This window comes from Achromobacter sp. ACRQX, from assembly GCF_022346505.1.
GTDB classification, from domain to species: Bacteria; Pseudomonadota; Gammaproteobacteria; order Burkholderiales; family Burkholderiaceae_B; genus Achromobacter; species Achromobacter animicus.
On sequence record NZ_JAKRML010000003.1, the window covers coordinates 111,902 to 125,298 of the forward strand.

Here is a 13,397-nt window from a genome sequence, read left to right on the forward strand (position 1 = left end):
CTTGTCGCGCATTCGGTATGATTGCTGCTGGTTGTCGATAGATTGGCGCTCCACAAGTCACCCCGAATCCCGCCCAAAGTGCGTAATTTACTGACGGTAAAAGTGATGATATGTCCCTATTTAAATCGCAGCCAAACCCGTTAACCACGCGGGTTTAGGTGGCCTGTTGATGATCGAATGGGACTGATCCTGCGGCCGGCTTAAACCGGACTCGAGCAGTAAGCATGACACCGAAAGCCCGCTTAAACGCGGGCTTTCGTCATTTTTGACCGGACGGCGGGTGGTGTTTCGTTATCTCTTGCTCCGTGACCATCCCCAGCGCAAGCCATAGAAACCCAAGGTGAATAGGGGCGCCGTTATTGTGGCGGACAGCAGGCTTCTGTCGAACGGAAGAAGCCTGACGTAGTATGCAACCAGATACACCGTTGCAAAGCAGACCAGGAAAACGCCGATCGCAGTCCGTCCAACGTTGGGTTTGGCAGATAGCGCGCTCTTTTTGGCGCTGGACGATGCAATGAAGATCAGGACGGTGTTCGTGGCAATCATGAGAGCTTCATCGGTAGTCATGGTGCGCGCTCGAGCAGCGGTGATGGTGCTGTGGAGGCTAATCGGCCGCGAGGAGGGATGCCAATAAGAACAATCCGATTCGCGGCGGCGCTGTCGAACGCCGAGGCCGCTCATCGGGGCTCCATAAATGGTGACCGACCATTGATATACTGCCCGATCTCATTTAGGTAACGACCAACAGGAGATATCGGATGCGCTTAAAGGCCCTTGCACTTGGTTTGATGGCTATTAGTGGTACGTCGGTGGCTGCACCGGACAGCACGCAAACCTTACAGCAGGCCTTGAAGCAAGTACCGCAGGTGGTGTTGAGCGCCCCTGAAGCGATACAGATATCTTTCCTGGACGTGCAAACGTGGCGTGGTCTTGAAAAGTCCGGGCCCACTGCTGATGGCATGCGTCGGTTGTCCATTGCCCAGGCGATCACGCCGCTTCAATCCATTGGCCATGGTCTGGACAAGTGGTCCGATAGCGCGCATATCCCTTTCGATGACTTGTCCTATTTCGCCGGATTCGGCCAGTCGCCCAGCAATGTCACCTACTGGGGGCTGAAGGACAAACAAGCCGCGGCGAAGTTTGTGGATCGGCTGAAGCAGGCTGAGTTCAAACCGGTAGATGGCGATGTGGCCGGCTTGATGGCGAACGGTGAGCCTAATAAGCCCGATCTGACCAAAGCCACTGGGCAACAGCCGTGGCGGGGCACGATGGGCATGCCGACGTTTGTCTTGCCGCTTGATACGGCGTTGGTGCAGGCGGCAGGGCCGGCGGGAATGAAGACGCTGTCCCAGACTGCGCCGTCCGTTGCGGACAGCGAGATCGTGGCGGCTGCCGTGGCCGGGTTGAAGGAAGCCGTGCCTGCGGATGGGGGGAAGATCGTGCAAGCGGCCGTCATCTCGCCGGTGTTCGGTCTGCAAGGGGTCGATCCGGCCAAGGTCTTGTCGGGATCGCCCGGCGATCTGGATAGCGCCAAGCAGAAGCTGCAGGCGGCCGCGGCGTCCAGCGGGCGCGGCATTCCGCCTTACTTTGGGGGCATCATTGCCGATGTGCAGGTCAAGGACGTGCCGGCGGTTGTGATTGCTTTGTCGTACGCAGATTGCGCCGTTGCCCAACAGGCGGTTGATGGTGTTGCCGCTTCGTGGAAGCAAGGCATGGCGGCCGCGGTGCAGGCCGATGTGAAGGGGCGGACCGTTCAGGCGGGCAAGCTTTGCGCGGCGGTTGTCAGCTTGACTGCTCCGAAAGCTGAGAATGTGGGCAACCCGATCCTTAGCCAGATCATGAACCGCTATATGCAGCGCGACGCGTCGATTCTGCAGATCGGTTCTTCGCAGCAGTAACTGACCGACTCCGAATCTGCGACTTGATGGGCAGGTTCGGAAGTCACTGCACTGAGCCTATGGGGCAGGCGGCACGCTGTGTTGCTTGCACCCGCCCCGCGCTTCAGCAGCCATGCCAGCGGCCAGCTGGACCCCCGATGACGCGCGCTGCAATGAAGGTCATGCGCCGGCGCCGTCAATGGGCGGAGCAAAGCCCCTCGATAACTCGACGTGCGTGAATGATGAATGCCTCGGTTTCAATCGCATGCCGCTGCGCCAAATCGTCCGGCGCTTGCCCAAGATAAATCCCCCGCGCGTGGCTGAGGGTCGGCCGATACTGCGGTTCGATCCGCGCGAGCAGCCACGCTGCCGCGTCCGCCTTCGAGGCGATTTCCCCCGTCACGGCCGTGTACCAGATGCGCGCGAGCGCCAGGATGATGTTCCGCTCGTCGTCCGCCCAGTCGTCCGGCTGGTTCCATTGGGCAACGGTGTCGAGCAGCGCGCGCGTCAGATCTTGGCGCGGAACGGCTTCGAAAAGCTGGTCGGCGGGCGGGCCGAAGATCGGAATGCTGTGGCCTAACACCTTTGTCAGAACGATAGCGAGGTCGTGGTCCTGCATGGGCGGCTCCACGATGCCCGCCAGTAAGTCTTCGCGCAGCCATTCGCCAAACTGAAGTTCTCGGCGGGCCGGGTGGCGCCAAGGCACGACATGCTGAAGCGTCATCACGGTGACTTCAAGCGCGCGCAAACTGGGCGACTGGCCCGGTGGCGCGGAGACCGTCAGCAGTTCTATCGCCAACGCACGGAGCGTGGCCGCATCGGGCGGCTCCGTCACGGTGACGAGCAAGTCGATATCGCTGTTGGGTTGCAGCCCGCCGTCGACGGCGGAGCCGAACAGATGGATGGCGGCCAGACGTACGCCGAGATGGCGTTCGATGATGTGTTTGGCGTCAGCGATCTGCGGTGCGATTGCGGTAGGCGGGGCTTGGGTCATGCAAGGATAATAGCCAAGCGTCCGCGCCTTGGGCAGACCGACGGTCGCGGCGGGTGATCGGCATCCCTCAACAGCAGCCCGATATCCGCGACGAGCCAGTCCATATCCATAACCGTTCTCACCCAAGCTTCATGACCAACTACCCCCAACTATTCAGTCTTCAAGACAAGATCGCGGTCGTACTCGGCGCGGCTTCTGGCATCGGTCAGGCGTCGGCGCACGCGCTGGGCGCGATGGGCGCATACGTGATGTGCGCGGACCGTGACGAAAGCGGTGCGCAGGCCACCGCGCAGCAGATCATCGACGGCGGCGGCGCGGCCGGCTGGATGCAGACCGATGCCGCCAGCGGCGAGTCCATCGCGCAGTTGGCTGCCAGGGTTTTAACCGAGCAAAAAAGGATCGACATCGCCGTGGCGACGCCGGCGTTGAACATCCGCAAGCTGATCGTCGATTACACGGAAGACGAGTTCGATCAGGTGGTGAACCTGAACCTGCGCGGCGCCTTCCACTTCATGCGCCACTTTGGCCGGCCGATGATGAAGCAGGGCGCGGGCAGCATGATCCTGTGTTCGTCGATGCGCGCCGTGACGATCGAGCCCGGTCTGGGCATCTATGCGGCGACAAAAGCGGGCATCGAGCAGATGGTCAAGGCGTTTGCGGCCGAGGTCGGCAGCTACGGCGTGCGCGTCAATGCGGTGATGCCGAGCATCATCGAGACCCGTCTGACCGAGCCGCTGAAGGAACGTCCCGAGATCTACAACACCTACGCCGGCCACACGGTATTGAACCGCTGGGGCCAGCCTTCCGAGGTGGGCGCTGCGGTGGCGTTTCTGGCGTCGGATGCTGCGAGCTATATCTCGGGCAGCAGCCTGGCGGTGGATGCGGGGTGGACGGCGATCGATGGGCCGCCCACGGGGCTGACGCAGACGCGGCCGTCTGCATAATCGCGGTGGCGCTTGTTGGCGTTACGATTGTGAGCCTTGAGTTCCCTCGCACGCCGGTCTAACTGGCCGATTTGCCGCTACCGACTTCCAACGCCTGGCCGTTCAGACGCGCGAGGCTTGCCCCGGAGAATGCTCACGTGATGACGTTTGAATCGCAGAAGGGAAAATACTTCGTCCTTAGCGCAAGCCTCTGGAGCGATGGCATTGGCCCGGGCCTGGTAATCGCCAACGAGGAAAAGCTGATTCGGCCCGGCATGTACACGATGGAAGCGCCCGACGGCGATCCTTCGCAATATTGCGAACGGCCGCACATCGTCCATGTGCCGGAAGAAGGCGGAGCGCTTCGGCAATTCGAGCAGTGGTGCGGCATCTGGATCGTCTCGGAGCCGTTGAAGCGAGTGTTCGAATCAGTTGATCCCGAGGCCTTTGTATTCAGCGCTTGCGACTATACGCAGGCTGACGGCTCGCCAGGACCGCAATATTATTTTTGCAGCGTGATTCGCACGCTCGATGCGCTGGATGTGGGAGCGTCACGGGTCAAGAAAAAGTACGATCGAAATTTCCTGACCGGCGAAGACGAGCTGTATTACAGCGTCGTGGGCGGCGCCAATCTTGTATTTCGAGACGAGCGCGTCGGCAATGCGCACATATTCCGCCAGACGCTGATGTCGATCGACCCGGTGGTCGACCGGGTGATGTATGACGCGCTGAATGCCGCGGATTTGGATGGCGTGCGGCTGCGGGACGCGGCGGATTTTTGATTGCAACTGGCGCCCGGCGAGTGCGCCGGGCGGCAGGCTGATCTGCACTTATCCCTGATCCCTGACCGCGACCCCTTACCCCAGACGACCCATGATGCTGAGCGCCACGGCCTCGGCAATCTTGATCCCGTCCACGCCGGCCGACAGAATCCCGCCCGCATAACCGGCGCCTTCACCCGCGGGGAACAAGCCCTGCGTGTTGATGCTTTGCAGCGTGTCGTTATCGCGCTTGATGCGGATAGGCGAAGACGTCCGCGTTTCCACGCCCGTCAGCACGGCATCGGGCATGTTGAAGCCCTTGATGGTCTTGTCGAAGGCCGGCAATGCCTCGCGAATGGCGGTGATGGCGAAGTCGGGCAGGGCGGTGGCCAGGTCGGTCAGGTGGACGCCCGGCGTGTAGGAAGGCTGCACGGAACCGAATTCCGTCGAGGCCTTGCCTTGCAGGAAATCGCCAACCAACTGCCCCGGCGCGCTGTAGTCGCGGCCGCCCAGCTCGAAAGCCTGCGATTCCCATTTGCGCTGGAAGTCGACACCGGACAGCACGTGCTCGGGATAGTCGACTTCCGGCGAGATGCCCACAACGATGCCGGCGTTGGCGTTGCGTTCGTTGCGCGAGTACTGGCTCATGCCGTTGGTGACGACGCGGTTGGGTTCTGACGTGGCCGCGACGACCGTGCCGCCGGGGCACATGCAGAAGCTGTACACGGAGCGGCCGTTGCTGGCGTGGTGCACCAGCTTGTAGTCGGCGGCGCCCAGGATCGGGTGGCCAGCATTGGGGCCGAAGCGCGCCCGGTCGATGAGGGACTGCGGATGTTCGATCCGGAAGCCGATGGAGAAGGGCTTGGCTTCCATGAATACGCCCTGGTCGAGCAACATCTGGAAAGTGTCGCGCGCGCTGTGTCCGATGGCGAGGACGACGTGGTCGGCTTCGATGTGTTCGCCGTTGGCCAGCGTGACGCCGGTGACCTTGCCGTTTTCGCGGTGCAGCGTTTCAACCCGGCTGGAGAAGCGGACTTCGCCGCCCAGCTTGGTGATGGTGTCGCGCATGACTTCGACCATGCCGACCAGGCGGAATGTGCCGATGTGGGGCTTGCTGACGTAGAGGATTTCCTCGGGCGCTCCGGCCAGGACGAATTCCTTCAAGACCTTTTCACCGTAGTGCTTGGGGTCTTTGATCTGGCTATACAGCTTACCGTCCGAGAACGTGCCGGCGCCGCCTTCGCCAAACTGGACATTGGAGTCCGGATTCAGGATGCGCTTGCGCCACAGACCCCAGGTGTCCTTGGTGCGCTCGCGCACGGCCTTGCCGCGTTCCAGGATGATGGGCTTGAAGCCCATCTGCGCCAGCACGAGGCCGGCAAAGAGGCCACAGGGGCCGGTGCCGATGACGATGGGGCGCTTGGTGAGCGTGGCGGGCGCCTGGGCGACGAATTTGTATTCGGTGTCCGGAGACGGCTTGACGTTGCGGTCGTCATGAAAGCGTTTGAGGATCGCAGCTTCGTTGGCGACATCGACATCCAGCGCGTAGATGAGCAGGATGTTGTGCTTTTTGCGCGCATCGTAGCTGCGCAGAAAGATGGTGAAGCCGTTCAGGTCGCTGGCCGGAATGCCCAGTTTCTTGAGGATTGCCGCGGGCAGTTCCTCGGGCGTGTGGTTCAACGGCAGCTTGATTTCAGACAGACGCAACATGCTTGGGGTCCAGACAGAGGGGCGATCACAACGTCGCCAAACGCGGATTGTACTGGACGGCTGGCGTCGGCTGGCCCGGCTTGCGCAACCGGGTCGGCCCGTTTTTACCGCTGCGCCTGCCCGGCGCGCCACCAAGCCGTTCCCGCTTGTGGCGCCCCGATATCGACGCGCTCTCCCATGACCGGTGTGGCCAGATCGACGCCATGGTCCCGTGCCAATGCCGTGATGCGCTCGAACGGCTGTTCCCACGGGTGCATGGCCAGGTCGAAGGTGCCGTTGTGAATCGGCAGCAGCCAGCGGCCGCGCAGGTCCAGGTGTGCCTGAAGGGTCTCTTCGGGTCGCATGTGGACGAAGGCCCAGCGCGTGTCGTACGCGCCGGTTTCCATGAGGGTCAGGTCGAAGGGGCCGTAAGCGTCGCCGATGGCCTTGAAGCCGTCGAAGTAGCCGGTGTCGCCGCTGAAGAAGACGCGCAGGTCGGCGTCCTGGATGACCCACGAGGCCCACAGGCTGCGGTCGCTGTCGGTGAGACCGCGGCCGGAGAAGTGCTGGGCGGGCGTGGCGGTCAGTCGCAGGCCGTCGACCTCAGTGGACTGCCACCAGTCCAATTGCTGGACGCGGGCGGGGTCGATGCCCCAGGCTACCAGTTGGTCGCCGACCCCCAGCGGCGCGATGAAGTGCGCGGTCTTGCTCGCAAGCTGTGCGATGGCGGCGCGGTCGAGGTGGTCGTAATGGTTGTGGGACAGGATGACGCCTGCGATCGGAGGCAGGTCGTCGATGCTGATGGGCGGCGCATGAAAGCGGGCGGGGCCGGCCCATTGCACGGGTGAAGCGCGTTCGGAGAAGACGGGGTCGGTCAGCCAGAAGCGGCCGCGCAGTTTCATGAGGATGGTGGAATGTCCAAGCCGGTAAAGGCTACGGTCGGGGGCGGCTTCCAGGGCTGCGCGGTCCAGCGCGCGCACGGGGATGGCGATGTCGGGAACCGTGCCGCTTGGCTTGGCGAAGAGGACGGTCCAGGCGAGTTTGAGGCCTTTCCAGAAGCCCATGGCGGGGCGCGGTCGCGGATTGCTGAAACGTCCGTCGCGCTGTTGGGGGGATTGCGGATAAAGCGGCAAGGCGCGGCGGTTGCAGGCGGAGAGGACGGTCACGGCGGGTGTTCCCATGAGATTCGAAAAATGGCGCGACGGCGGCAAACCGCTCGCGCCAAAAATTACACTGCACAGTGTAGTTTCCAAAATCAGAAAAGTACACCGTCGGGTGTAGAATTTCGCCCATGTCGACGAAAGCTCCCGATTCCGCCAAGGAACGCCCGCCCAAACGCCTGACCGACCGCAAGCGAGAGGACATCGTGCGCGCGGCGGTGGAGGAATTCCGCACTGCGGGGTTCGAGGCCACCAGCATGGACCGCATCGCTCAGGCTGCTGGCGTGTCCAAGCGCACGGTCTACAACCATTTCCCGAGCAAGGAGGCGCTGTTCGCGCTGATGCTGGAGCAGTTGTGGGCCAGCAGCGCGGCCAGCGTCGACATGGCCTACCGGCCCGATCTGCCGCTGGCGCAGCAATTGCGACAGTTGTTGATGCAGAAACTGGAGTTGCTGGGCGACGCCAGCTTCATTGATCTGGCGCGGGTCGCCATGGCGGAGATCATTCATTCGCCGGACCGCGCGCAGGACATCGTGTGCCGGATGGACGAGAAGGGCAGCGGGGTGACGGCGTGGATTCAGGCGGCGATTGCCGATGGTCGCCTGGCCGAGGTGGATCCCGTATTTGCGGGCCATCAGCTCGAGGGACTGGTCAAGGGCTTTGCGTTCTGGCCGCAGGTCACGCTGGGGCAACCACCGTTGAAAAAGGCGGAGCGCGAGCGCGTGGCGCATTCAGCGGTAGGGATGTTTTTGGGGTATTACGGCCGAGGCGCGTAGCCCGCCGCGCGTGCGCGCCTAACTCTTAGAAGAACTCGTCCAGCAGGCAGTAAAACGCAAGACGGCGGTCATCCGGTTCGACGCCATAGCTGCGAAAGAACGGTTCGATCCACTCGCGTCCCAGATTGCGTTCGATGCTGCGCGCGGCCAGCGCAAGATCCTGGTGGCGGTCGCTGACGCCGAGGCGGCCGCAGTCGATGTAGCCGGTGAATACGCCGCCATCGGCCATGAAGTTGGGCAGGCACGCATCGCCGTGCGCCACGACGAGATCGTGCGTGGTGGGCCGCGTCGCAAGGAGTTCCGCAAACGCGTCTTCGGCGGTGCGTCCAATTCTCTCGTCATCGAAATCCGATTCGTCCACCAGGCCGGCGTCCAGCGCCCGTCTGGCCTCGGCGATACGCCGTTCAAGGGTGTGATCGAAAGGGCATTGGTCGATGGGAATGCAGTGCAGACGATGCAGCGCATCGGCCATGATGGCGATCACCTGCGCAGGCGGCAGACCCGCGCTGGCCAGATCCTGGCCAGCTACGGCGCTCATCAGCAGCCAGTGCCGCGTGGGTGTGGCGGCCGCGTCGATCACGGTGGGGCACGGCAGGCCGTGCTCGGCCATCCATTGCAGGCGCTCGATTTCGTCTGGCAGTTCGGGCAGCGTGCCCGTGTGCTCGGATTTGAGATAGCGATCAGGCTGATTTGCGCTGCGAATGCGATAGACGTCCGCGCGCGACTCACCGATGGATTGCTGCTCGAGGCGCGCTCCGGCAAGGCGCGGTTGCCACTGCAACGGAAGGCTGTCGTGAATGCTGTATTGATGAGCGTGCATGGGGTTCATTTCAGGGATTGCGCGCGGTACACCACGCGTCTGCGGGCCGCATGAATCAAGGGTTTTCGTTCACCTTGCTGTCAGAAAGCGCGGCATTTCCAAGGTTCTTACGTTGTCCTTAATGCAAAAGACTTTCCCACGTCAAGAAATTCCATCTGATACGGTCGAATGAGCAGATCAGAAGCGCATAATGCCGGCACCTGCTCTTACGTCCCTTTTCAAAGAGCAGTGTTGATTTTGAGCAAGAAAAGAGCGTGTTGTCACTAGCTCGGGCAGTTCGTGTTTCCAGGTTTCATGTTCGGTAGCGCGCTAGGACAACTTGGAGTATTCACGGAGATGTCCATGACTGATGACGCACAGCCGCGCCGGCGGTTTCTGCAAACGATGGCCATTGTGCCAGCGTCGACGCTGGCGATCGGCGGCCTGACTGTCGGCTGTACCAACGCCGCCGACGGCAACGCCGCAAAGGCGGCCAAGCCCTACGAGCCCACCTATTTCACCAAGGCCGAATGGGCCTTCATCGTTGCCGCGGTGGATCACCTGATTCCCGCCGACGAGTATGGCCCCGGCGCCATCGTGGCCGGTGTGCCCGAGTTCATCGACCGTCAGATGGAAACGCCTTTCGGCCACGGCAAGCTGTGGTACATGGACGGGCCGTTCCACACCGATCAGGTGCCGGAACTGGGTTACCAGCTCGATCAGAATCCCCGCCAGGTCTACCGCAACGGCATCGAGGCCTGTGATGCCTGGTGCGTGAAGACGCATGGCAAGGCGTACGCTGAACTGGACAAGGCCTTGCAGGAACAGATCCTGAAGGATCTGCAGTCGGGCAAGATCGCATTCGAATCCGTGCCGTCCAAGACGTTCTTCAGTTTCCTGCTGGCCAACACCAAGGAAGGTTTCTTTGCCGATCCGATCTACGGCGGCAACAAGAACATGGTGGGCTGGAAGATGGTGGGCTTTCCCGGCGCGCGCGCCGATTTCATGGACTGGGTCGACCAGCCCAACGTGAAGTATCCCTATGGCCCCGTGTCGATCTCTGGGGAGAAGGGTTAAATCATGGCGATCAAGAAAGACAAAGTTGATGCGGTACTGGTCGGATTCGGCTGGACCGGCGCGATCCTGGGTCAGGAGCTGACCGAAGCGGGGCTGCAGGTGCTGGCGCTGGAGCGCGGCGGCATGCAGGATACGCCGAAGGACGCGGAATACCCCAAGGTGATCGACGAGCTGAAGTATTCGGTGCGGGGTTATCTGTTCCAGGATCTGTCCAAGGAAACCGTGACGATCCGCCACGGCGTGGATGACGTGGCCGTGCCGTACCGCCAGAACGGCTCGTTCCTGCTGGGCACGGGCGTGGGCGGCGCGGGCTTTCACTGGAACGGCATGCACTACCGCGTGCTGCCCGAAGAACTGGAACTGCGCACGCGCTATGAAACGCGCTATGGCAAGAAGTTCATTCCGGAAGGCATGACGATCCAGGACTTCGGCGTGACCTACGACGAACTGGAACCGTACTTCTCGAAGTTCGAATACGTGTGCGGCACGTCGGGCAAGGCCGGCAACCTGAACGGCAAGATCGTCGAAGGCGGCAATCCGCTGGAAGGCAAGCGCAGCAAGGAATTCCCGCTGCCGCCGCTGGCCACGACCTACGGCGCTTCGCTGTTCGAGAAGGCCGCGCGCGAAGTCGGCTTCAACCCGTATCCCACCCCCGCGGCCAACGCGTCGGGTCCGTACACCAACCCGTACGGCGTGCGCCTTGGCCCCTGCAATTTCTGTGGCTTCTGCGAGAACTACGGCTGCTACATGTATTCGAAGGCCTCGCCGCAGACCACCATTCTGCCGGTGCTGCTGAAGAAGCCGAACTTCGAGCTGCGCACGCGTGCGCAGGTCATCAAGGTCAATCTGGATTCGACCGGCAAGAAGGCCGTTGGCGTGACCTACATCGACGCGGACGGCAACGAGGTCGATCAGCCTGCCGATCTGGTGATCCTGTCGGCTTACCAGATGCACAACGTGCGTCTGCTGCTGCTGTCGGGTATCGGCAAGCCGTATGACCCGAAGACCAACGAAGGCGTGGTCGGCAAGAACTACGCCTACCAGATGAACGGCGCGGTCAACGTGCTGCTGCCCAAGGGTACGCAGTTGAACCCGTTTGTCGGCACCGGCGCCGGCGGCGTGGGTATGGACGACCTGAACGGCGACCAGTTTGACCACGGCCCGCTGGGCTTTTTGGGCGGCGCCAGCATCCGCCACGTGCGCTACGGTGGCCGTCCGATCAAGCAGACGCCGACGACGCCGGGCACCCCGACGTGGGGCACGGCCTGGAAGGCGGGCGTGCAGGATGCGTATCAGCGCTTTATGACGATCGGCATTTCCGGTTCGGTGATGTCGTACCGCGATGCCTACCTGTCGCTCGATCCGACCTATAAGGACGCTTATGGCCAGCCGCTCTTGCGCATGACGTTCGACTGGCACGACAACGAGTTCGACATGCTGGGTTACATGGGCAAGCGCATGGAGACCGTGGCCAAGGCCATGAATCCTGAAAAGCATTTCGTGGCCGTGCGCAAGAAGGGCGCGCGCTACGACACGCGCGTCTACCAGAGCACGCACAACACGGGCGGCGCCATCATGGGCTCGAACCCCAAGGAAAGCGTGGTCAACAAGTACCTGCAGAGCTGGGACGTGCCGAACGTGTTCGTGATGGGCGCCTGCGTGTTCCCGCAGAACATGGGCTACAACCCGACCGGTCTGGTTGGCGCGCTGGCCTACTGGTCTGCCCAGGCGATCCGCGAGCAGTACCTGAAGAACCCCGGCCCGCTGGTCCAGGCTTAAGGAGACGGAACAATGATCAAGCAAACCATTGTTGCGGCCTTCTCGGCCCTCGTTGCCAGCGCCGCGTTCGCGGCCGATGGCACGCCCGCATCGACCGACGCGCAGATGATCAAGCAGGGCGAGTATCTGTCGCGCGCCGGCGACTGTATCGCCTGCCACACGGCCTCGGGCGGCAAGCCCTTTGCCGGCGGTCTGGGCATCGATTCGCCGCTGGGCATGATCTATTCGACGAACATCACGCCGGATAAGGAAACGGGTATCGGCAATTATTCGTACGAGGACTTCGACCGGGCCGTGCGCCACGGCGTGGCCAAGGACGGACATTCGCTGTACCCGGCCATGCCGTACACCGCGTACGCCAAGGTCACGCCGGAGGATGTGAAGGCCCTGTATGCCTACTTCATGCACGGCGTCGAGCCCGTGAAGCAGGAAAACAAGGACACCGACATCGTCTGGCCGATGTCGATGCGCTGGCCGTTGACGGTGTGGCGCTGGATGTTCGCGCCGGATGTCGCGACGGCGCCTGTTACGGTGAACACGAGCGGCGCGGACAAGCAGGCGCTGCTGCGCGGCCAGTACCTCGTTGAAGGCCTGGGCCATTGCAGCACCTGCCACACGCCGCGCGGCGTGGCGTTGCAGGAAAAGGCGCTGACGGACGCGGATGGCTCGGCCTTCCTGTCGGGCGGCGTGGTCGAAGGCTGGCTGGCCAAGAACCTGCGCGGCGACGCGACCGACGGCCTGGGCGCCTGGAGCAAGGAAGACATTACTGCCTTCCTGAAGTCCGGACGCAACGGGCATTCGGCAGCGTTCGGCGGCATGGCGCAAGTGGTCGAGGAAAGCACGCAGCACCTGACGGACGACGACCTGAACGCCATCGCGGTGTATCTGAAGAGCCTGCCGCCGGTGAACAAGGACGCCACCAAACCGCTGGCCTATGACGAGTCCGTGGCGAATGCGCTGCGCACCGGCAAGGACAAGAGCGATGGCGCCATGGCCTTCCTGAACAACTGCGCGGCTTGCCATCGCAGCACGGGCAAGGGCTATACCGAGACCTTCCCGCAGCTCGCGTTGAGCTCGACGGTCAACTCGGCCGATCCGGCCTCGTTGATCCACATCGTGCTCAAGGGCGCGCAGATGCCGGGCACGGCGTCGGCCCCGACTGCGTACGCGATGCCGGGCTTTGACTGGCGCATGACCGACAAGGAAGTCGCCGACGTGGTGAGCTTTGTGCGGTCGAGCTGGGGCAACAAGGGCGCGGCAGTCAGCGCGTCCGACGTGGCCAAGGTGCGTAAGGACATCGGCGCGGCGCCGCAGCCGGTGCGCGCGCAGTGATGTGACGATGTCGTGATCGACGGTCCCGCCGCTTTGCCGGCGGGATGGCAAACGGCGCTGGAGAGCTTGAGGCTTTTCAGCGCCGTTTTTCATGCGCGGGTTTCTTGCGGGGCTCACCAGCGACGCCGAGTACGACGCCATCACGGCGTATTTCGTGGGGCCCGAAGAAGAAGAGGGCTGACCATCGTCAGGCACGCTTCGACAGAATCCGGACAGGCCGGCCTGCTATG

Annotated in this window: 12 protein-coding genes; 7 read left to right on the top strand and 5 right to left on the bottom strand. The window is 62.6% G+C overall.

What is annotated here, in order from left to right; translation table 11 throughout:
- Positions 1-291 precede the first annotated feature (291 nt).
- Positions 292-681 (bottom strand): hypothetical protein, encoded by a 390-nt coding sequence (locus MHZ91_RS04150; protein WP_239212582.1) that lies wholly within the window; start codon positions 679-681, stop codon positions 292-294.
- 77 nt (positions 682-758) lie between these two features.
- Between MHZ91_RS04150 and MHZ91_RS04155 the strand changes: the two genes are divergently transcribed.
- Positions 759-1,898: a hypothetical protein gene (locus MHZ91_RS04155; RefSeq protein ID WP_239212583.1), complete on the top strand. Its 1,140-nt coding sequence runs from the start codon at positions 759-761 to the stop codon at positions 1,896-1,898.
- Positions 1,899-2,073: 175 nt separating this feature from the next.
- On the opposite strand, the gene MHZ91_RS04160 is transcribed toward MHZ91_RS04155, so the two are convergent.
- Positions 2,074-2,871 (bottom strand): aminoglycoside adenylyltransferase family protein, encoded by a 798-nt coding sequence (locus MHZ91_RS04160; RefSeq protein ID WP_239212584.1) that lies wholly within the window; start codon positions 2,869-2,871, stop codon positions 2,074-2,076.
- A 53-nt stretch (positions 2,872-2,924) separates the two neighbouring features.
- On the opposite strand from MHZ91_RS04160, the gene MHZ91_RS04165 reads away from it, so the two are divergent.
- Positions 2,925-3,815: an SDR family NAD(P)-dependent oxidoreductase gene (locus MHZ91_RS04165; protein WP_239212586.1), complete on the top strand. Its 891-nt coding sequence runs from the start codon at positions 2,925-2,927 to the stop codon at positions 3,813-3,815.
- A gap of 140 nt (positions 3,816-3,955) precedes the next feature.
- Positions 3,956-4,576: an imm11 family protein gene (locus MHZ91_RS04170; protein WP_239212807.1), complete on the top strand. Its 621-nt coding sequence runs from the start codon at positions 3,956-3,958 to the stop codon at positions 4,574-4,576.
- A 75-nt stretch (positions 4,577-4,651) separates the two neighbouring features.
- Here the strand turns inward: MHZ91_RS04170 and MHZ91_RS04175 are convergent, their stop codons facing one another.
- Both MHZ91_RS04175 and MHZ91_RS04180 read right to left on the bottom strand, forming a co-directional pair.
- On the bottom strand, positions 4,652-6,265 hold the full coding sequence (locus MHZ91_RS04175) for an NAD(P)/FAD-dependent oxidoreductase (RefSeq protein ID WP_239212588.1): 1,614 nt from the start codon (positions 6,263-6,265) through the stop codon (positions 4,652-4,654).
- Positions 6,266-6,369: 104 nt separating this feature from the next.
- Positions 6,370-7,425 carry an MBL fold metallo-hydrolase gene (locus MHZ91_RS04180; protein ID WP_255808780.1) on the bottom strand — a complete coding sequence of 352 codons (1,056 nt, stop codon included), beginning with the start codon at positions 7,423-7,425 and terminating at the stop codon, positions 6,370-6,372.
- A gap of 110 nt (positions 7,426-7,535) precedes the next feature.
- Here MHZ91_RS04180 and MHZ91_RS04185 point away from each other — a divergent pair, with 110 nt between their 5' ends.
- On the top strand, positions 7,536-8,180 hold the full coding sequence (locus tag MHZ91_RS04185) for a TetR/AcrR family transcriptional regulator (protein WP_239212592.1): 645 nt from the start codon (positions 7,536-7,538) through the stop codon (positions 8,178-8,180).
- A 25-nt stretch (positions 8,181-8,205) separates the two neighbouring features.
- On the opposite strand, the gene MHZ91_RS04190 is transcribed toward MHZ91_RS04185, so the two are convergent.
- The gene (locus MHZ91_RS04190) at positions 8,206-9,000 is read right to left on the bottom strand and encodes an APH(3')-II family aminoglycoside O-phosphotransferase (RefSeq protein WP_218344180.1); all 795 of its coding nucleotides are present in this window, start codon (positions 8,998-9,000) and stop codon (positions 8,206-8,208) included.
- Positions 9,001-9,342: 342 nt separating this feature from the next.
- On the opposite strand from MHZ91_RS04190, the gene MHZ91_RS04195 reads away from it, so the two are divergent.
- From MHZ91_RS04195 to MHZ91_RS04205, 3 genes are read left to right on the top strand one after another with little or no spacing between them, the layout of a single operon-like run.
- The gene (locus tag MHZ91_RS04195; protein ID WP_175121198.1) at positions 9,343-10,056 is read left to right on the top strand and encodes a gluconate 2-dehydrogenase subunit 3 family protein; all 714 of its coding nucleotides are present in this window, start codon (positions 9,343-9,345) and stop codon (positions 10,054-10,056) included.
- A 3-nt stretch (positions 10,057-10,059) separates the two neighbouring features.
- Positions 10,060-11,835: a GMC family oxidoreductase gene (locus MHZ91_RS04200; protein WP_239212593.1), complete on the top strand. Its 1,776-nt coding sequence runs from the start codon at positions 10,060-10,062 to the stop codon at positions 11,833-11,835.
- Between the two features lie 12 nt (positions 11,836-11,847).
- Positions 11,848-13,167 carry a cytochrome c gene (locus MHZ91_RS04205; protein WP_175121200.1) on the top strand — a complete coding sequence of 440 codons (1,320 nt, stop codon included), beginning with the start codon at positions 11,848-11,850 and terminating at the stop codon, positions 13,165-13,167.
- Positions 13,168-13,397: the final 230 nt, after the last annotated feature.